Source organism: Kitasatospora sp. NPDC054939, assembly GCF_053610105.1.
On sequence record NZ_JBSGXP010000002.1, the window covers coordinates 77,735 to 95,729 of the forward strand.

Consider the following 17,995-nt stretch of genomic DNA (forward strand, 5'->3'; position numbering starts at 1 on the left):
CCCCTACCGGCGGCGCAGGGCCTGCGCCACGGTGAGGGCGGCCGGGGCGAGGGCGGTCGCGCCGTCCTCGATGTCCCACAGGGCGTTCTGCAGCAGGCGGCCGAGGGTCCAGCCGGCGGCCCGGTCGCGGTCCAGGCCGAGGACGTCGGTGAGCAGGTCGAAGCGGCGGCGCACCGTGCGCCCGGGGTCGCCCTTCGCCACCACCGCGTCCCAGCGGCTGTCGAGGGCCGGCCACAGGTCGAATCCGGGGTCGCCGGCGAGCGGTTCGGGGTCGATGGCGAGCCAGGGTTCGCGTTCGGCGGCGAGGACGTTGTCGTAGTGCAGGTCCCAGTGCAGCAGCCGGTCCCCGGGTTCGCCGGCCAGGTCCGCGACCGTCGCCGCCCAACCGTGGAGGAGCTGCCGCTCGGACGGGTCGGCGAGCGCGGCGACGGCCTCCGGCACCTGCTGCACCATGTCTGCCGCGACCTCACCGAGGCCGGGCAGGCCGGGCGGGGCGGGCACCGCGACCAGGCGGGCCTGGAGTTCGGCGAGGATGCGCATCGCCCGGTCGTCGTCCTCGACCGAGGCGAGCGTCCGGGCGCCGTCGGGCCGTTCCAGCCGTTCGAGGAGCATGGTGCTGCTCGCCTCGTCGTGGTCGAGCAGCCGGACGGCCCCGTTGCCGTTCCAGGTGCGCAGCCCGAGCAGCGCGGCTGCTGTCTCCGCCCGGGGCACCTGCAGCTTCAGGACAGCGCGCAGACCGTCCGCCGCCCGCCGGACCGGCAGCACCAGCGAGGCCTCCCCCGCCCCGGCCGCGCCGTCCCGCTCCAGGCCCCAGCGTTCCAGCAGGCCGGCCGCCAGCGCGGGCAGGTCGGCGAGCCAGGTCGCGCCCTCCTCCCCGAACGCCCGCACGTAGGACGCCGCCAGCGCGTCGGGGACCTCGACCGCCGGCGAACCACCCATGTCCCGTTCCTCCTAAGGACGTTGTCCTGCCCCACCCGCACCCCACCCGGGCGGTCCGTGCGATCCTACGAACCATGCCGACGCCGCACGAACGAATTCGCCGCAGCTACGACACCGTCGCCGAGGAGTACCACCGCCGGATCGGGGGCGAACTCGACCACAAGCCGCTGGACCGCGCCCTGCTCGCCGCCCTGCTGGAACAGTCCGCACCGGGCGCGCCGATCGCCGACCTCGGCTGCGGGCCGGGGCACGTGGCCGGGTGGCTGACCGCGCGCGGTGCCCGCGTGGTCGGGGTGGACCTCTCCCCCGGGATGGTCGAGGTGGCCCGCAAGGCGAACCCGGAGGCCGAGTTCCGGGTCGGCGACCTGCTGGAACTGCCCGCCGAGGACCGCGAGTTCGGCGCCGCGGTGGTCCTCTACTCGGTGATCCACCTGCGCCCCGCCGACCTCGGCCGGGCGTTCGCCGAACTGCGGCGCGTCCTGCGGCCCGGCGGGCGGGCCCTGGTGGCCTTCCACCTCGGCACGGAGGTCCGGCACCTCGACGAGTGGTGGGGGCACTCGGTGGACGTCGACTTCCAGTTCCTCGAAGCAGCGCATGTCGAACAGGAGTTGACGGCCGCCGGGTTCGCCCCGGAAGCACGCCTCGAACGCGCCGCCGGCCCCGAGGAGGCACCGACCCGCCGCGCCTACCTGCTGGTCCGCGCCGAACCCGCCACGGCCGCCGCTCCTCCAGCACCCTAGGCTCGATCCGTGAACGACCGACAGCACCACCTCCGCGACCTGCACATCCGGCCCGCCGGACCGGCCGACGCCCCGGCCGTCCTCGGCATGCTCGACGCCGCCGTCGCCTGGATGAACGAGCGCGGCAACACCCAGCAGTGGGGCACGATCCCGTACTCGCAGCGGCCCGACGGCCCGGCCCGCGTCGCGCGCTACCTCACCGAGAACCAGCCCCACCTCGCCGAACTCGACGGCATACCCGTCGGCGCCCTCGTCCTGGACACCGGCCCCAGCCCGCAGCTACCGATCGCCCCGGCCGGCGAACCCGAGCGGTACGTCCGGCTGCTGGTCTCGGACCGCCGCCACGCCGGGCTGGGCGTCGGCGCGGCCCTGCTCGCCCACGCCGCCGAGGAGACCCGGCGGGCCGGCGTCGCGCTCCTGCGGGTCGACTGCTGGGCGGGCGGCGGCGGCGAACTCGTCGCGTTCTACGAGCGCAACGGGTTCACCGCCACCGACCGCTTCCTGGACGGGGACTGGCCCGGTCAGGTGCTGACCCGCCGGATCGGCTGACCACCGCCTCCCGGCGGGGTCAGCCCGCCCGGATCAGCCCTGGCGCTCCACCGGGATCCACAACTGCACGTCGGCCTGCGAACCGTCCGCCGACAGTTGCATCCGCATGATCTCCGGACCGGGGCGGGCGGCGTACGGGTTCGACGGGAACCACTCGGTGTAGACGTCCCGCGACAGGTCACCCAGCGTCTGCGGGAACGGCCCGCTGCCGTCGAACACCGCCCAACTCCCCGCCGGAACGGCCAGCGTGTCGAAGCCGTCCGGCACCGCCGCATCCGAACGCGCCACCACCGCGTGGTAGTAGTCGAGGTCCGAGCCCTCCGTCCGGTTCTCGTCGATGTCGTCGACCACCGACACGATGCCCTCCGGCTCCCCGGCCGACAGCGCCCCGATCCGCTCCACCGTCTCCGCCGGAATGCTCTCGATGAACGCCGCGATCGACGGGTTCACCCCCGAACACACCAGCGGCACCCGCGCCTTGCGCCCCGCAACCAGGAACGCGTCCTTCTCCACAACCCGGTACTCCATGCTGCTTCTCCCTTCGACAACGAGCCGGAAGGACATCCGCGGCTGCGAGACCAGCACCGCCCCCGTCCGCCGGGCCTCACCCGGGCCGATGCCGTGCACCGCCCGGAACGCCCGCGCGAACGCCTCACCCGAGGTGTAGCCGTAGCGCACCGCCACCTCCAGCAGCGTCCGCTCCCCCGCCAGCACGTCCGCCCCCGCGACGGTCAACCGCCGCCGACGCACGTACTCCGACAGCGGCATCCCCGCGAGCACGGAGAACAGCCGGCGGAAGTGGTGCTCCGACGTGGCCGCGATCCGCGCCAGCTCCGCCACGTCGACCGGCCCGTCGAGCTGCCGTTCGATGTGCTCCATGGCCTGGTTGAGCCGATCCAGCATCCTGCGGATCCTCCCGTTCCTTCACTGCCACCACCGTAGGAAGAACCGCCCCCACCGCACCCGACATCTCCGTGCCCGCATCGGTCGGGTCCCGGCGGCCGCCCCGGGGGGACCAGGCCCGGACGGGCGGGCTACGCTGCGGCCATGCACGACCAGCACCGCCGCACCCGCGCGGTCGGTGTGCGTCCGCTCGTCGAGCTGGAGCCGACCGACCACCCGCTCGCCGTCGAGCAGCGCGAGGGCATCACCATGGCGCGGGTGCGGGAGTTCGCCGCCCAACTGCTGGGCGGCTGAGCGGCCGGCCGGCCAGCCCCGCGGGCTCAGGAACCGTCGGCGCGCACCGCGTAGACGTACCGCTTGCCCGCGTACTCGCTGCAGTTCCAGATCACCGACTCGCCGTACGCCCAGCCGGTGGTGGCCGAGCTGTGGAACGACAGGTCCTCGCAGCCGACCGCCAGCTTGGCGACCGTGGCGGTGGTGTCGGCGCCCGAGGTGAAGCTGCGGAGCGCGCCGTTGGCGCCGGCGTTGCTGGTGGCGAGGTAGTGCTTGCGCTGCTGCGACACCACCCCCTGGATCTTGCCCTGCTTGACGGTGACCGCCTCGGAGGCGGTCGTGGAGCCCAGCTTGCGGGTGGTGTAGTCGAGGTTCCAGCGGACCACCTTCGGCGTGGCGATCCTCGTGCCGTTGCCGTTCCAGCCGGTGCCCGTGTAGTCGACGGCCGGGGCGGCGAGGTCCACCGCGTACTCGCTGACGGTCAGGCTGTCGGGCGAGCTCGCGCGGTCCAGGCCGAGGCAGGAGTAGCGCAGCAGGGTGCCGGTGTTGTCGTAGGCACCGCTCTGCGGCAGGACGTAGCGGTAGTCGTAGGCGTAGTACTTGCCGTCGGCGTCGAGGCCGCAGACGTCCGGCTTGCCGCTCGCCACCTCGAAGACCGTGTCGAGGTCGAACACGCGCAGCCCCTTGGTGGTGTCCACCATGTACAGCAGGTTGCCGTACCAGAGGATGCCGCCCGCGTGCCGCTGCACGGGCGCGTAGCTGTACGCACCCGAGGCCGTCTTCACCGGCTCGACGAGCAGCACGTGGCGGTACCTGGGAGCGCCGGGCGTGGTGAAGTCGACGAAGGAGACCCGGACCCCCTTGTTGATCGGGAAGTTCGGCGTGCCGTTGCCGTCCGGGTCGGTGTCGAAGTACCAGGAGACGAGCACCACCCGCTTCCCGCCCCACACCCCGGACCCGAGCGCGTCCGCACTGGTGGTGACGCCCTGCGGCATCCACTCGGCGACGCCCTGGTCCCCCGGGTTCCAGCTGAACCCGTCCTGGAACGCCCCCACCCCGGCCGGGGCCGACGTCAGCCGCGACGCCTCCCGGTTGGCGTTGGCCAGCACATCGGCCACGGTCACCTTCGGCAGCCTCGCGGCGAGTCCGGCGGCCAGCGAGGCGTACGTGCCGTGGCCGTTCGACAGCCGCTCGGCGAGCGTGAACTGCCCGGCAGGAACCGTCGCCGCCTCCGCGACGGCGGGCGCGAGCGCAGAGCCGGCGAAGGCGGCGACGGGAGCGGCGGCGAGGCCCTTGACGAGCGTCCTGCGTGACATGGTCATGGGATCAGAACGTAGACGCAGCAACGGCATTGGGCAACTGCTGCATCAGGGCGCCCCGTCACCGTGCCGCGGCCTCGATCGCTGCGGCGATGCGCGGGGCGGCGAAGCGGGTGCCGCAGACGAAGCGCATCGGGGGGCCGAAGGTGTCGGCGGCGGTGAGGCCGGTGAAGTAGAGGCCGGGGACGGAGGATTCGAAGCCGCGGGAGAGGCGGGGGGCGCCGGTGGGGGCGCGGCGCAGGGCGTGGCGGACGCCTTCGGTGAGCAGGTCGAGGGCGGCGACGTCGATGCGGTAGCCGGTGGCGGCGAGGACGTGGTCGACCTCCAACGGGTCCCCGCCGACGGAGAGTTCGAGCCGGACCTCGCCGTTGGCGGTCTTGGCGGCGGTCACCGCGGTGCCGGTGCGGATGTCGAGGCGGCCCTCGACGCGCTCGCGCAGCCACCAGGCGCCGGCCGGGCCGAGGACGGTCCGGACCTTGCGGCGGCGGGCGTCGTCGGGCAGGTGCCGGAAGGCGCCGGCCAGGTGGCTGTAGGTGTACAGCGGCCAGCCGGGGCCGAGGTCGGAGGCGGGGGTGCGGAGCCGGGCGGCGAGCGGGCGGTCGCCGGGGCGGTCGATGTCGGGCGGGTCGCCGAAGAGCAGCCGGGGGGTGCGGGCGACGAGGGTGGGGGTGGCGCCGGCTTCGGCGAGCAGGGCGGCGCTCTCCAGGGCGGACTGGCCGGCGCCGACGACGGCCACCCGCTGCCCGGCGAAGGAGGTGAGGTCGTCGTGCTCGCAGGTGTGGGTGACGGCGCCGGTGGGGCGCAGCGCGTCGAAGGTCTCGGGCACGTACGCGAAGGCGCGTTGGCCGATCGCGACGACGACGGCGGAGGCGGCGATCTCCTCGCCGTCGTCGAGGGTGACCCGGGGGCCGCCGGCGCCGTGGCCGACGGTGCGGGCGCGGCGGGGCTCGGTGGCGGGGACGCGCTGGTCGCGGAACCAGTCGCCGTACCGCACGAACTCGGCGAGCGGGATGGCGTACCGGTCGCCGACCGGGGGAAGGCCGTGGGCTGCGCGGTAGGCGAGGTAGCCGTGGGTGGCCTCGGGGTCGGAGATGTTGGAGGCGCGCGGGGTGGACTTGAGGTACATGCCGCGCGGCATCCACCGGCGCCAGCCCTCCATGGTTGCGCCGAGGGTGAGGACCGGCAGGCGGCGGGCGGCGAGGTGGGCGGAGACGGCGAGTCCGTAGGGGCCGGCGCCGAGGACGACGACGGGGCGGGTGCTGGTCATGATGCACCTCCTGGGGTGGGTACGGGGGCGGGGCGGGGGTGGGTGCGGCGGAGGGCCCGGACGGCTGCCGAGGCGGTGCGCAGCAGTCGGCAGCCGAGGCCGAGAACGAGGTGGCGGACCACGCGGACGGTGAAGCGGGCGGCTTCGGCGAGCGCGGGCAGCGGGTCGTCGGGGGCGAGCCAGGCGCGCTCGGTGCGCCGGGCGGACCGGGGCAGGGGCGCGGTGCGGGGCAGGGGGCTGTCCATGGGGCGCCGGGCGAGGGCGGCGGTGGCGGTCGCGGTGACGGCGAGCAGGTCGAGTTGGCCGACGCCGTAGCCGCGGTCGAGTTGTGGGCCGTCCGGGACGGGGCGGCCGGTGAGGGAGAGGTGCAGGGCGCGGACGACGTCGATGCCGCCGGTGGTTTCGAAGAGGCGGAACTGGGCGCCGGTGCGGGGGTTGAAGTCGACCAGCTTGTACCGCCCGTCGCGCCGGTCGAACCGCCAGTCGAGGTCGGCGATACCGGCGTAGCCGATGCGCCGGCAGAGGCGGGTGGCGAGTTCGGCGAGTTCGGGGTTGGGCAGCGCCCGGGCCCGGGTGGTGACGCCGGCGCCGGGGGGCCAGGAGCGGAGTTTGCGGCCGGTGAAGACGGCGAGGGTGCGGCCGCCGGGGCCGCAGCAGAGGTGGGTGAACCAGTCCTCGGCGTGTTCGGCGGGAAGGTACTCCTGGGCGAGCACGTCGAGCGGGGCCGCCGTACCCGGGGTGCCGGGGCCGGCCGGCCCGAGGGCGGCGAGCAGCGCGGCCTCGTCGGGGACGACGGTGGTGTGGCCGACGACGGGGTGGCGCAGCCGGGCGAAGGGGCCGAGGTTCTTGAGGACCAGGGGGTAGCCGGTCCGGCGGGCGAAGGCGAGGAGTTCGTCGCGGTCGGCGGGGGCGCAGGAGGCGGGGGCGGGGGTGCCGGTGGCCTTGCAGAGGGCGTGCAGGCCGCCCTTGTCGGCGAGCCGGCGGGGCAGCGAGGGGTCGATCCGGGGCAGCAGCAGGTGGGGGGAGAGGACGTCGGCGTACTCGGCGAGCAGGACGGCGGACTCGTCGTCGGTGGTGATCGCGACGGCCCGGCGGCCGGTGGCGGCGTGCACGGCGGTGGCGGTGCCGCAGACGGCGGAGAGCAGGACGGCGGGCGGTTCGAGGCCGGTGGTGGGGCGGACGTGGGCGGCGGCGAGGTGGCGGGAGCAGGCGGTGGGGGTGAGGCGGTCCTCGACCATCGCGTGGACCGGGACGCCGAGCCGGCCGAGGGTGCGGACGGCTCCGAGTGCGCTGTGCGATTGCGGATAGCGACCGATCTTCACCAGCAGGGCGGGGACGGTCGGGTCGAGGTCGGGCCGGGTCATGGGGATCGCCTCCTTTCGCCGGGCGGTGGTGCGGTGGGTGGTGCGGTGGGTCGTGCGGTTCGGGTCGTGCGGTTCGGGTCGTGCGGTTCGGGGCCCGGGGTCACCGCTGCCAGACGGCGACCCAGTCGACCTTCAGTTGGGCCTCGCCGACCGCCGCGGGCGGCGACTGGAGGTAGCCGACGGCGAGGTTGATCACCAGTTCCATGGCGACCGAGGGGATCTTGGCGGGGTCGGTGACGGTGAACCAGGGCTGGCCGTCGACGTACCAGGTGACCCGGTCGGGCTGCCAGTCGACGGCGTACACGTGGTAGCCGGCGCCGAAGCCGCCCGGGCCGTAGTTCTGTCCGATGCTCCGGTCGGTGCCGTCGGCGGCGGGCCAGTGCAGGTTGCCGTGGACGTAGCGGTCGGTGTTGGGGAACTCCGCGATGTCGATCTCGGGCGGGGTGCCGCGGGTGGCCTCGGGGATCAGCCAGAAGGCCGGGAAGAAGCCGGTGGGCCGGTCGGGCAGTTCGATCGCGGCGGCGAACCAGCCGTAGGTGAAGGTGTGCCGGGGGGTGGCGTCCCAGTTGTCGCGCCCGGTGGTGACCATGCCGGCGGTCCAGGGGTAGGAGATGCCGTCGCTGCCGGGGGTGGTCCTGCGGTCGGCGGTGAGCACGAGTGCGCCGTCGCGGACGGCGACCTGGCCGGGCAGGTACCACTGGTCCTCGGCGTTGCCGGCGTTGGTGCAGCCGCGGCGGTTCCAGTCGTAGCAGGTGGCCCAGTCGGCGGTGTCGAGGTCGCCGGCGGTGAAGTCGTCGCGGAAGACCTCGCGCCAGGGGCCGGGGCCGGGCGGGTTGTCGGCCGGGACTGCGGCGGGGAGACCGGAGCCGCCGACCGGCCCGCCTGGGGCGGCGGGGCCGTGAGGTCCGGCGGCGGCTCCGGAGCATGCGGCGGTGAGGGCCAGCAGGGCCGCGGCGGCGAGGCCGACGGCGGTGCGGCGGGCCCGACCCGGCGTCCGGCGGGCGGTGGCCTCGCCGGGCTCCCCGGCTTCCACCTGCAGCTCGCGCTTCCCCTGCTCCCCGCGCTCCCCCTGCTCCACCTGTTCCCCGCGCTTCCCCTGCTCCCCCGGTCCCCCCGGCTCCCCCGCCCCCGCGGCGGGCGCCGTACGACGGGAGCCGGCCGTACGCTCCCGGCGCCGCAGGCGGGGAGGCCGGCCTGCGGGCAGGACGACGAGCAGGGTGGTGACCAGGGCGAGCGCACCCAGGGCACGCGGGACGGTGAGGGCCTGCGCCAGGTACAGGGCGGTGGCGGTGACGGTGGCGGCGGCGGCGCTCAGCGCGACCGCGAGGGCCGCGGTGGCGAGGACGTCCGAGCGGGCGCCGGAGCGGACCGGCACGGTACGGGCGCGGAGCACCATGGCCGCGCCGGGGGCGGTCAGCAGGAAGAGCAGCACCGCGGCGACCCGCAGCGGGTTCCCGGCAGGGAGGGCCGTGGCGGCCAGGGCGCACCAGCCGGAGAGGGCGAGGACGGCCCTGGGCGCCGGGTGCGGGTGCGGGACGGTCATCACCACCGGCTCCTCACCTGGAAGGGGCTCTGGTCCTCGATCTGGCCGCTGTGCTGGTAGACCACGGCGTCCGGTCCGCTGTAGACCAGCCGCAGGTCCTCCGAGGCGGTGGCGGCGGCCTTGACCTGGTCGACGGTGCCGGCCGGGAAGACGCCGGTGAGTTCGCACTCGGCGGCCTGGGCACGGGTGAGCACGAGGTACGAGGGGCCGAGGACCTTCGGGTCGTCCATGACCTCGGCGATCACGGTCGCGGGGTCGGTGAGCAGGGCGCGTTTGGTGTCCGGGTCGCTCTGGGTGAGGACGGCGCGTTCGATCTCGCCGTAGCGCCGCTCGCCGCCGGGCAGGTCGGGGGTGACGGACACGATCCGGGAACCGTACGGGGCGTGTTCGGTGACCTGGGTGAGGGCGGCGACCTCGTCGGGGGTGAAGCGGTTCATGTCCTCCTTGCTGTAGTAGCCGAGGACGAACCCGGTCAGCAGGGCGAGCACGGCGGCCCAGGAGAGCCACCAGCGCACCACCGGGCGCCGGGCGGGGAGCAGCACGGTGGCGATCAGCAGGGCGGCGGCGGGCAGGGCGAACAGGTAGGCCCGGAAGACCATTTCGCCGCCGTAGTTGTTGGCCATCAGCAGCGGTAGCGGGGCGACGAGCAGCAGCGGCAGCGGGGTGCGGCGCACCCAGCGGTGGCGCAGCACGGCGTACACCGCGAGCAGCAGGACGGCGCCGGTGAGGGCGCGGTCGGCCCAGGAGGCCATGACCTGCCCGGCGGCGGGTTCGGCGAGCCGCTGGAGGCCGGGGAGCGCGTTGTTGTCGGGCGAGGCGAGGGCGGCGATCAGGTCGTTGATGTTGCGCGAGATGTACGGGCGGGCGACGGTCGCGTTCCAGGCGAGGGTGAGGGCGACGGCCGAGGCGAGGACGGGCAGCACCACCCGGCGGTTGCGGCGGGGCAGCGCGAGCAGGGCGAGGAAGCTGATCAGCATCAGCGGGGTGAGCTGGTGGGAGCAGGCGATCGCCGCGATGAGGACGAGCAGCAGGGCGAACGGGCCGATCCGCCAGCCGCCGCGGGCGGAGAGGTCGGTGCCCCAGGTGAGCGCGCGGGCGCCGCTGTCCGCGGTGTCCGGCGCCGGGCCCGGGCCGGGCCGGTCGGCGTCGGGTCGGCCGGACTCCGGTGCGCCGGACTTCGGCCTGCGGGACTTCGGTCTGCGGGACTTCGGCCGTGCGCCGGCCTCCGGCCCGCCGGACGGGGCGCGGTCGCGGCGGGCGGCGGCCAGCTGGCGCAGGACCAGGGCGAGCACGGTGAGGAAGAGCAGGTAGGCGAAGGCCTGCGGGGAGAAGTAGTCCTGGCCGATCCAGGCGGTGGCGTAGTAGAGGAACACGCCGCCCCAGATCAGTCGGCGCTCGGCGGTGACCGCCCGGTAGATCAGCAGCAGCGGGCCGAGCAGCAGCACGTTGGCGATCACCGGGTACCAGGTGGCCCAGGTCTGGGCGGAGGTGAGCCCGGTGGCGCGCACCAGCAGGGCGTTGAGCTGGAAGAAGCCGGGCCACTGGTTGTAGACGTCGAGTTCGCCGGCGTTGGGGACGGGGCCGTCGTGGCGCAGCATCGCGTCGACGATGATCACGTGCTTCCAGGCCCAGGCGTAGCGCAGCTCGGGGTAGAGCAGGGTGGGGGTGGCGTGCAGCATCGCGATGAGGCCGAGCACGTGGGCGGCGGGCCACAGGCGGGGGCTGCGCGGGTCGCGCAGGGTGGCCAGGAAGCCGGCGGCGAGCAGGGCGAGTCCGGCCCAGAAGGTGGCCGGCAGCACCTGGACGAGGCCGAGGTCGCCCATGGCGTCGAGGTCGACGCGGGGCAGTGAGACGGCCCAGAGCACCAGGGCGGCGGGCAGGGCGAGGCGGGCGAACAGGGTGCCGGGGGCCGGTCGGCCGAAGCGCCGGAACCGGACGCCGGGGCGGGGGTCGGGCGGTGCGGTGGGGTCGGGGTCCGTACGGGTCGGGTCCGTGCGGGAGGGGTCGGGTCGGGTGGTGTCCGTGCGGGTCGGGTCCGTACGGGCGGGGGCGAGTCGGGTCGCCGTCCGCGGTCTGCGGATCGCCTGGTCAGCCATTGGAGGGCCTTCCGACGGGGCTGCCGACGGCGACGCGCAGTCGGCGGTAGGTGCGCCAGACCCTGGTGTAGGCACTTTCCGGGATCGGGCCGGTGCGGGGGCCGCGGCCCCGCGTCCAGTCGTCGAAGACGCGGCGCGGGGTGTCGGCCCGGACCATCAGCCGGCAGAGCCGCAGCACATTGTCGTGGGGGGAGCTGAACTTGTTCTCGACCGCCGTCGCGGAGGTCCAGCCCGCTTCGCGGACCCGGCGGCGGACGGCCGGGCTGGAGTAGCCGTGCGGGTAGGCGAAGGCGGTGGTCTCGTGGCCGAGGGCGTCCTCCAGGCGGTGCTTGCAGTCGACGATCTCGGCGGTGCAGCGGGCGGCCCGCAGGGTGTCGAGCTGCTCGTGGGTGACGGAGTGTCCGCCGATCTCGAAGCCGAGGGTGTCCAGGGTGGTGACCTGGCGCCAGTTGAGCATCGCGGCGGGCGGGAAGAGGCTGCCGGTGGCGGTGCCGCCGGGCGGGTGGAGCGCGCCGACGGTGAGGTAGAGGGTGGCGGGCAGGCCGCGTTCGACGAGCAGCGGGGCGGCCGTCCAGTAGAAGTCGGCGAAGCCGTCGTCGAAGGTGAGCACGGCGGCCCGGGGCGGCAGCGGCGGGCCGCCGAGGACGGCGCTGACCAGGCGGCGCAGCGGGACGACGTCCAGGCCGCTGTCGACGATGCGGTCGAGTTGGCGGCGGAACTCCGCGGGGGTGACGGTCCAGGGGGCGATCCACGGCGGCGGGTCGTCCGAGACGGAGTGCCACAGGAAGATCGGCACGGGGGTCATGGCCGGCTCCTGGCCGGGGTGGGCGGCCGGGCGGCGCTGCCGGACGGGGTGGCGGCGCCGACCGTGGCGGGTTCCGCGCGGGCCGGGGCGGCGGGGCGGTGGCCGAGGCGTCCGGTGAGGTAGCCGGCGGCGGCGAGGACGGCGCCGGTGCCGAGGGCGCCGGCGGCCCGGGGCCGGCCCGCGCGCAGCGAGCGCAGCACGGCGGCCGGGAGGGTGCGGCGGACGTAGCGGCGTTCGGCGGACAGCGCGGCGCGGGCGCCGGTGTGCCGGGCGACGACGGCCTTGGAGCGGCCCTCGGCCCAGCAGCGGGCGCGGAAGTAGGCCCAGGTGCCGCGGCTGGGCGGGACGTGCTGGCGGACCACCGCGGCCGGTTCGTAGCGCAGGACGGCGCCGGGGTTGCGGTCGGTGAGCCGCATGCACAGCTCGGTCTCCTCGCAGCCGAACGGGCTGGTGCCGATCCGGCCGAGGTCGCGGCGGAAGCCGCCGGCGGCGACCACCCGCTCGCGCCGGAAGGACATGTTGGCGCCGATGAAGTTGCGGACGGCGACGCCCTGTTCGGCGGCGCCGGGGTAGGAGCAGCCGACCACCCAGTCGTACTCGGGCGGGAACCAGCCGGGGCGGCCCTCCTCCCACCAGGAGTCGACCAGGCCGCCGACGCCGATCACCGCGGGGTCGCGGTAGCCGGCCAGCAGGTGGACGGTCCAGTCGGGGTCGGCCACCGCGTCGTCGTCCAGGAAGGCGAGGATCTCGCCGCCGGTGGCCGCGAGGCCGGTGTTGCGGGCTCCGGAGACGCCGGGGGCCTCGGTGCTCTCGACGACCGCGAGGTCTGGCCAGCGGGCGGTGATCCGGCGGGCGAGGGCGGGGTTGTTGTCGACGGCGACGACGAGTTCGGTGGGCGGGAGGTGCTGGGCGCGGATCGACTCGACGGCGGCGCAGAGGTCGTCCCAGCGGTCGTGGGTGTAGGTGCAGATGACGACGCTGAGCGTCGGGTCGGTGTTCATGCCGGGCTCCGATCCGGGGAGGGCAGCCAGCGCGGCAGTGCGGCCAGCAGCGGCAGGGCGAGGGCGGTGCCGGCCAGCAGCCAGGCCGTGCCGACGCCTTCGAGGCCGAGCACGGGCAGCAGGACGGCGGCGAGGCCGATGACCAGGACGGCGTAGACGAACTGCAGCAGGGCCAGTTTGGGCAGCGCCCGGCGGACCCGGGCGACGTTGATGGCCAGGCTGATCACGGCGGTCGGCAGCGCGGAGAGCGCCATCAGGCGCAGCACGGTGGTGCCGTGCTCGGCGTAGCCGGGGCCGAAGAGGGCGAGCAGCCAGGGGGCGCCGACGACCACCACGGCCACCACCGGTACGACCAGCAGCAGGGTGTGCCGCAGCGTGCGGCGGGCGTGCTCGGCGAGCCGTTCGGGTTCGCGGGCGGCCTCGACGACGAGCGAGCTGCCCATGGCGTAGGCGGCCATGTAGAGGCTGTCGGCGATCACCCAGGCGAGCGAGTAGTAGGCGTTCTGGGCGGCGCCGAGGGCGGCGAGCACCATCAGCGGGACGACGCTGCAGGCGGCGATGCCGGAGATGTTGCCGAGGTAGTCGGCGGCGGCGTAGCGGCCGACCCGCTGCGGGGCGGGGACGCCGGCGGTGTCGCGGCGCTGGTGGGCGGGGACGGCGTGGCGGAAGAGCACGACGTTGGTGACGAGGACGGCCGCGATCAGGGCGGCGGCCCAGGAGACCATGATGCCGGTGCCGACGGCGAGCGCCGCGCAGACGGCCAGGGCGGTGGCCTTGCCGACGGCGAAGAGGGTGTTCTCGCCGAGCACCCAGCCGGGTCGGCGCAGTCCGGTGAGGGCGCCGTCCTGCAGGACGAAGATCGAGTAGCCGGCGGTGACGGTGACGAAGGCGGCCGCGAGGACGGGCTCGCGCAGTCCGCCGAGGGCCGGGGACACCCACGGGACGATGAGCAGGAAGACCACCGCGGCGAGGGCGCTGGCCCCGGCGCTGACCGCGTAGCAGCGCAGCACCAGGCGGCGGGTGTGCCGGCCGGAGGTGGGCAGGAAGCGCACCAGGACGCCGTCGAGGTTGAAGCGGCCGAGGGCGGAGAGGAGGGCGGCGGCGGAGATCGCGGCGTAGGCGAGGCCGACGTTGTCGGCGCTGTACCAGCGGGTGGAGAAGAGCCAGAACAGCGCTCCGAGGCCGGCCGCGGCGGCGGAGCTGGCGGCCAGCAGGTGGCCGTTGCGGACGAGCGAGTCACCGGCCAGCGGCAGCCGGACGGCGCGGATCCGGGCGAGCAGGAGCGTGCGGTAGCTGCACTGGCAGGGCAGCGGCAGCGGGCAGGAGCAGCTGCGGCCCTTCAGGACCGTGCGGGAGGTGAGCAGGGACATCACGGCCGGGCTCCCGCGGTCATCCTGCGGTCCTCGCGGACGCTGCGCAGGTAGCCGAGCGGGCCGTAGGCGAGGCCGCGCAGTTCGAGGCGGCCGAGCCGGGCGAGCGCGGGGTCGCGCCGGGCGCCGGTGCGGTCGGGGGTACCGCGGGTGCGGGCGCGGCCGAGGCTGAGCCGCAGTCCGGCGGGCAGCCGGCGCAGCAGGTCGGCGAGCAGGGAGGGCCGGTGGGCGACGGCGGCGGTGAGGTACGCGCCGAAGCCGACGCCGAAGCCGTGGATCTGGGCCTCCAGCTCGGGCATGGTGCGCCGGTGGCGGTGCCAGACGAGGGCGTCGGGCTGGTAGGCGACGGTGTGGCCGGCGGTGAGGGTGCGCAGGAAGGCGAGCAGGTCCTCGCCGCCGCGGGTGGGGGTGCCGGTGCCGGTGGCGGGGTCGAAGCCGCCGATGGCGCGCAGTTCGGCGGTGCGGAAGGCCATGTTGGCGCCGGTGCCGAAGCGGCTGGTGGCGAAGGGCAGCAGGGCGTCGGCCGGGCTCTCGGCGAGGTTCCAGCGGCGGGGGGCGAAGCCCTTGCCGAAGCCGCAGTAGCGCTCGAAGAGGGCCTGCGCCTCGGTGTCGAGTTCGGCGGGCACCACCAGTCCGGTGACGCAGGCGGTGTGCGGGTCGGCGGCGAAGGCGGCGGCGAGGGCGGCGACCCAGCCGGGGTCGGCGAGGACGTCGTCGTCGGTGAAGGCGACGATGCTGCCGTGGGCGGCGGCGAGGCCGTGGTTGCGGGCGCGGGCGAGGCCCGGGAGGGGTTCGCAGAGGTAGCGGACCCGGCCGGGGTAGCGGGTGCGCAGCAGGCGGCGGACGCTGTCGTCGGTGGGGGCGTTGTCGACCACCAGGAACTCGGTGCGCGGGTGGTCGGTGGCGAGCAGGGCGTCGAGGGCGGCGGGCAGCAGGTCGGGGCGGCCGCGGGTGCAGACGATGACGCTGACGGTTTCGGTGTCCGCTCCGGGGTCGGCCACGGGTCGGGCGGCCGGGGCGGTGTCGAGTTCGCGGCGGGCGGCGGCGAGGAGGGTGCGGCGCAGCGCGTCCTGGGCGCCGGGGCCGCCGGGGGCGTCCGGGCCGGTGGGGGCGGGTGCGGTGACCAGGCCGAGCGGTCGGCCGCCGCGGCGGACCAGGGCGAGCACGGGTCCGTGCGGCCGGGCCGGGGCGGTGCGGCCGGGGGTGTGCAGGCCGGCGCTCTCGTCGAGGTCGAGTTCGACGACCTCGGCGGGGACCCGGTCGGGCACCGCGGCGGTCGGGCGGGGCGTGCGGCGGGCGGCGGGGCGGGTGGTGGTGGCGGGGCTCATGACGGCCGCCCTCCGGTGTGCGGGGCGTGGGGGCACCCGTCGGTGTGCGGGGTGGGCGGGGCGGTCACCGCGGGCGGGGTGCCCTGCCGGCCGGTGCGCAGGGCGCGCTCGTGCCAGCGGGCGGCGAGGTAGCCGAACGGGCCGAGCAGCAGGCCGCGGAACTCCCGGCGGCCGAGGGCGAGCAGGGCGCCCTCCTCGGCGACGGGGGCGCGCCGGGCGCGGTGGCGGCGGACGGTCTGCCAGCGCCAGAGCCCCTCGGGCAGCCGGACCAGCAGGTCGGCCAGGGCCCGGGGGCGGTGCACGACGGCGGCGGTCAGGTAGGCGCTGAAGCCGAAGCCGAAGTTGAACACCTGCCGGGTGAGGGCGTCGGGGTCCTGCGGGTGGGTGTGCCAGACGATGGCGTCGGGCTGGTAGGCGACGGTGTGGCCGCCGTGCAGGACCTGGAAGAAGGCGAGCAGTTCCTCGCCGCCGCGGGCGGCGGTGCCGGCGCCGGTGGCGGGGTCGAAGCCGCCGATGGCACGCAGGACCGCGGTGCGGAAGGCCATGTTGGCGCCGGAGCCGAAGCGGCCGACGGAGAAGCCGAGCAGCGGGTCGTCGGGGCGTTCGCGCAGGGACCAGTCCTGGGCGGCGAAGCCCCGGCCGTAGCCGCCGTACTGCTCCAGGGCGGCCTGGGCGGCGGTGGAGAGTTCGGCGGGCAGGACGAGGCCGGTGGCGCAGGCGATCCGGTCGTCGGCGCGGAAGGCGCGGGCGAGGGCGTCGACCCAGCCGGCGTCCACGATCAGGTCGTCGTCGGCGAAGGCCGTGATCTCGCCGCACGCGGCGGCGAGGCCGTGGTTGCGGGCGCGGGCCAGGCCCGGTACCGGCTCGCGCAGGTACCGGGCCCTGCCGGCGTAGCGGGTGCGCACCAGTTGTTCGGTGGCGTCGCTGTCGGGGGCGTTGTCCACCACCAGGACCTCGACGGCGGGGTAGCGGGTGCGCAGCAGTGAGTCGAGGCACCGCCGCAGCTGTCCGGGCCGGTTGCGGGTGCAGACGACCACGGAGACCGTGGGGTCGCCCGCAGGCACCCGGGCGCGGCCGACCCGACCAGGACGCGCCGCGGGTGTCGCGGTGGACAGGGCGGGAACGCGGAGTTCCCGGTGGGCGGCGTCGACCAGCGCGCGGCGCAGCGCGGCGGGTTCGCCCGCTGTGCCGGTGGCCGTGACCAGACCGAGCGGGTGTCCGTGCAGTCGCACCAACGCCAACACGCGGCCGGACGGGTCGACGGTACCGAGACCGCCGGGCGAGCGCAGCCCGCTCGGCTCGTCCAGGTCCAGTTCGACGACCCGGACGGGGGTGTAGAGCGAGTCGCGGGCGGCAGGGCGCGGGCAGGCAGCATCGGTGCGCCGGTCGGAGCCATTCATCATCGCTCCCCCGCGGCGGTGGTCGCCGAGGCCCGGGCGCCGGGACGCTCGGTGATCAGGGTCCTCAGCACCCGGCGGCCGTCGGAGACGGCGTGCAGGTGGGAGCGGCCACTGCGGCGGGGAAGTTCGAGGCTCGGCACTTCGGCCATCCGCAGGCCCGAGCGCAGCGCGTGGGTGATCATCTCGGCCTCGATCTCGAAGCCGGTGGAGCGCAGGTCGAGGGCGTCCAGGAAGGAGCGGCGGAAGGCGCAGAAGCCGTAGCACAGGTCGGTGAGGCTGGCCCGGTACAGCCGGTTGACCACGGTGATGAGGACGCGGTTGCCGAGTGAGCGGATGCGGGTGAGGTCGAGCGAGCCGCCGCCGGCGATGCAGCGCGAGCCCTTCACGAAGTCGTACCCGTTGTCGAGGAAGTGCAGGTAGTGCGGGATCTCGCCGGGCCACATGGAGCCGTCGGCGTCCATCATGACGACGTAGTCGCCGCGGGCGGCCTCGAAGCCGGTGCGCAGGGCGCTGCCCTTGCCGGGACCGTGCTGCTGGACGCTGCGGACGGTCGGCAGGCAGTGCCGGGCCATCGGGATCGTGGCGTCGTCGGAGGAGCCGTCGACGAGGATGACCTCGTCGACGCACCGCGGGATCTGCTCGAACACCCAGGGGATGTTGCGGGCCTCGTTGTGGGCGGGGATGACCAGGCTGACGCTGTGCGGGGTGGCGACGCGGTCGTCGGAGCGGCGCATCGGCCGGTGCTCGGGCTGCCGGTCGGTGGCCCGGCGGCGGGGCCGGCCGTCCGGCGGCGGGTACGGGCGGGCGTCGGGGGGCATGGTGGTGCTCATGGAGGGCGGCCTCTCGGCGGGGAGGCGGCGGGCGCGCGGCCGTGGGGCGGCGCGGGCCCCTGTTGTGACGGGGCGGGCCCGGTGCGCGACGGGGCGCAGGGCAGGGCCCCGGAGGAAGACAGCCGGTGACGGCTGTCGGAACGGTGGAGAGCGGCGGTCGGGAAACTCGGGTCGCAGGCTCTCGGGCGTCCGGAGGACGCCGGTGTTCGAATCTGGCGGATGTGCTCGCCACCCGGGGGCGGCTTCGGTGCCAGGGCCTCATCGTGCC

At 75.5% G+C, this 17,995-nt stretch carries 15 protein-coding genes and 1 pseudogene; 3 read left to right on the plus strand and 13 right to left on the minus strand.

Features of this window, described 5'->3' with window-relative positions; translation table 11 throughout:
• Nucleotides 1-3 precede the first annotated feature (3 nt).
• A complete protein-coding gene (locus ACWGB8_RS01100; RefSeq protein WP_452208949.1) occupies nucleotides 4-939 on the minus strand; it encodes an aminoglycoside phosphotransferase family protein in 936 nt (311 codons plus the stop codon).
• Between the two features lie 74 nt (nucleotides 940-1,013).
• Between ACWGB8_RS01100 and ACWGB8_RS01105 the strand changes: the two genes are divergently transcribed.
• Nucleotides 1,014-1,679 (plus strand): class I SAM-dependent methyltransferase, encoded by a 666-nt coding sequence (locus ACWGB8_RS01105; RefSeq protein ID WP_452208951.1) that lies wholly within the window; start codon nucleotides 1,014-1,016, stop codon nucleotides 1,677-1,679.
• An 87-nt stretch (nucleotides 1,680-1,766) separates the two neighbouring features.
• Entirely contained in the window at nucleotides 1,767-2,228 is a 462-nt protein-coding gene (locus ACWGB8_RS01110) for a GNAT family N-acetyltransferase (RefSeq protein WP_452209063.1), read from the plus strand.
• A 33-nt stretch (nucleotides 2,229-2,261) separates the two neighbouring features.
• Here the strand turns inward: ACWGB8_RS01110 and ACWGB8_RS01115 are convergent, their stop codons facing one another.
• On the minus strand, nucleotides 2,262-3,131 hold the full coding sequence (locus tag ACWGB8_RS01115) for an AraC family transcriptional regulator (RefSeq protein ID WP_452208953.1): 870 nt from the start codon (nucleotides 3,129-3,131) through the stop codon (nucleotides 2,262-2,264).
• 165 nt (nucleotides 3,132-3,296) lie between these two features.
• On the opposite strand from ACWGB8_RS01115, the pseudogene ACWGB8_RS01120 reads away from it, so the two are divergent.
• Nucleotides 3,297-3,425, plus strand: a pseudogene (locus tag ACWGB8_RS01120) (DUF2199 domain-containing protein); the annotation flags it as partial.
• 26 nt (nucleotides 3,426-3,451) lie between these two features.
• Here ACWGB8_RS01120 and ACWGB8_RS01125 read toward each other — a convergent pair.
• The 11 genes from ACWGB8_RS01125 to ACWGB8_RS01175 all read right to left on the minus strand — a co-directional run bounded on the left by ACWGB8_RS01125 (nucleotide 3,452) and on the right by ACWGB8_RS01175 (nucleotide 17,727).
• Nucleotides 3,452-4,726, minus strand: coding sequence for a hypothetical protein (locus tag ACWGB8_RS01125; protein WP_452208955.1), 1,275 nt, complete (start codon nucleotides 4,724-4,726; stop codon nucleotides 3,452-3,454).
• A 58-nt stretch (nucleotides 4,727-4,784) separates the two neighbouring features.
• Nucleotides 4,785-5,990 carry an FAD-dependent oxidoreductase gene (locus ACWGB8_RS01130; protein WP_452208957.1) on the minus strand — a complete coding sequence of 402 codons (1,206 nt, stop codon included), beginning with the start codon at nucleotides 5,988-5,990 and terminating at the stop codon, nucleotides 4,785-4,787.
• Complete coding sequence (locus ACWGB8_RS01135) at nucleotides 5,987-7,354, minus strand: carboxylate--amine ligase (RefSeq protein ID WP_452208959.1); 1,368 nt, start codon at nucleotides 7,352-7,354, stop codon at nucleotides 5,987-5,989. The genes ACWGB8_RS01130 and ACWGB8_RS01135 overlap by 4 nt, the downstream gene beginning before the upstream one ends.
• 100 nt (nucleotides 7,355-7,454) lie before the next feature.
• Nucleotides 7,455-8,897, minus strand: coding sequence for a glycoside hydrolase family 16 protein (locus tag ACWGB8_RS01140; protein WP_452208961.1), 1,443 nt, complete (start codon nucleotides 8,895-8,897; stop codon nucleotides 7,455-7,457).
• Entirely contained in the window at nucleotides 8,897-10,993 is a 2,097-nt protein-coding gene (locus ACWGB8_RS01145) for a glycosyltransferase (RefSeq protein WP_452208962.1), read from the minus strand. Before ACWGB8_RS01145 ends, ACWGB8_RS01140 begins: the two co-directional genes overlap by 1 nt.
• Nucleotides 10,986-11,798 carry a polysaccharide deacetylase family protein gene (locus tag ACWGB8_RS01150; RefSeq protein ID WP_452208964.1) on the minus strand — a complete coding sequence of 271 codons (813 nt, stop codon included), beginning with the start codon at nucleotides 11,796-11,798 and terminating at the stop codon, nucleotides 10,986-10,988. Before ACWGB8_RS01150 ends, ACWGB8_RS01145 begins: the two co-directional genes overlap by 8 nt.
• Nucleotides 11,795-12,799 carry a glycosyltransferase family 2 protein gene (locus ACWGB8_RS01155; RefSeq protein WP_452208966.1) on the minus strand — a complete coding sequence of 335 codons (1,005 nt, stop codon included), beginning with the start codon at nucleotides 12,797-12,799 and terminating at the stop codon, nucleotides 11,795-11,797. The genes ACWGB8_RS01150 and ACWGB8_RS01155 overlap by 4 nt, the downstream gene beginning before the upstream one ends.
• Entirely contained in the window at nucleotides 12,796-14,169 is a 1,374-nt protein-coding gene (locus ACWGB8_RS01160; protein ID WP_452208968.1) for a lipopolysaccharide biosynthesis protein, read from the minus strand. Before ACWGB8_RS01160 ends, ACWGB8_RS01155 begins: the two co-directional genes overlap by 4 nt.
• Nucleotides 14,169-15,497 carry a glycosyltransferase gene (locus ACWGB8_RS01165; RefSeq protein WP_452208970.1) on the minus strand — a complete coding sequence of 443 codons (1,329 nt, stop codon included), beginning with the start codon at nucleotides 15,495-15,497 and terminating at the stop codon, nucleotides 14,169-14,171. Before ACWGB8_RS01165 ends, ACWGB8_RS01160 begins: the two co-directional genes overlap by 1 nt.
• Nucleotides 15,494-16,900, minus strand: a complete 1,407-nt coding sequence (locus tag ACWGB8_RS01170; protein ID WP_452208972.1) for a glycosyltransferase family 2 protein — start codon at nucleotides 16,898-16,900, stop codon at nucleotides 15,494-15,496. Before ACWGB8_RS01170 ends, ACWGB8_RS01165 begins: the two co-directional genes overlap by 4 nt.
• Complete coding sequence (locus ACWGB8_RS01175) at nucleotides 16,897-17,727, minus strand: glycosyltransferase family 2 protein (protein ID WP_452208974.1); 831 nt, start codon at nucleotides 17,725-17,727, stop codon at nucleotides 16,897-16,899. Before ACWGB8_RS01175 ends, ACWGB8_RS01170 begins: the two co-directional genes overlap by 4 nt.
• Nucleotides 17,728-17,995: the final 268 nt, after the last annotated feature.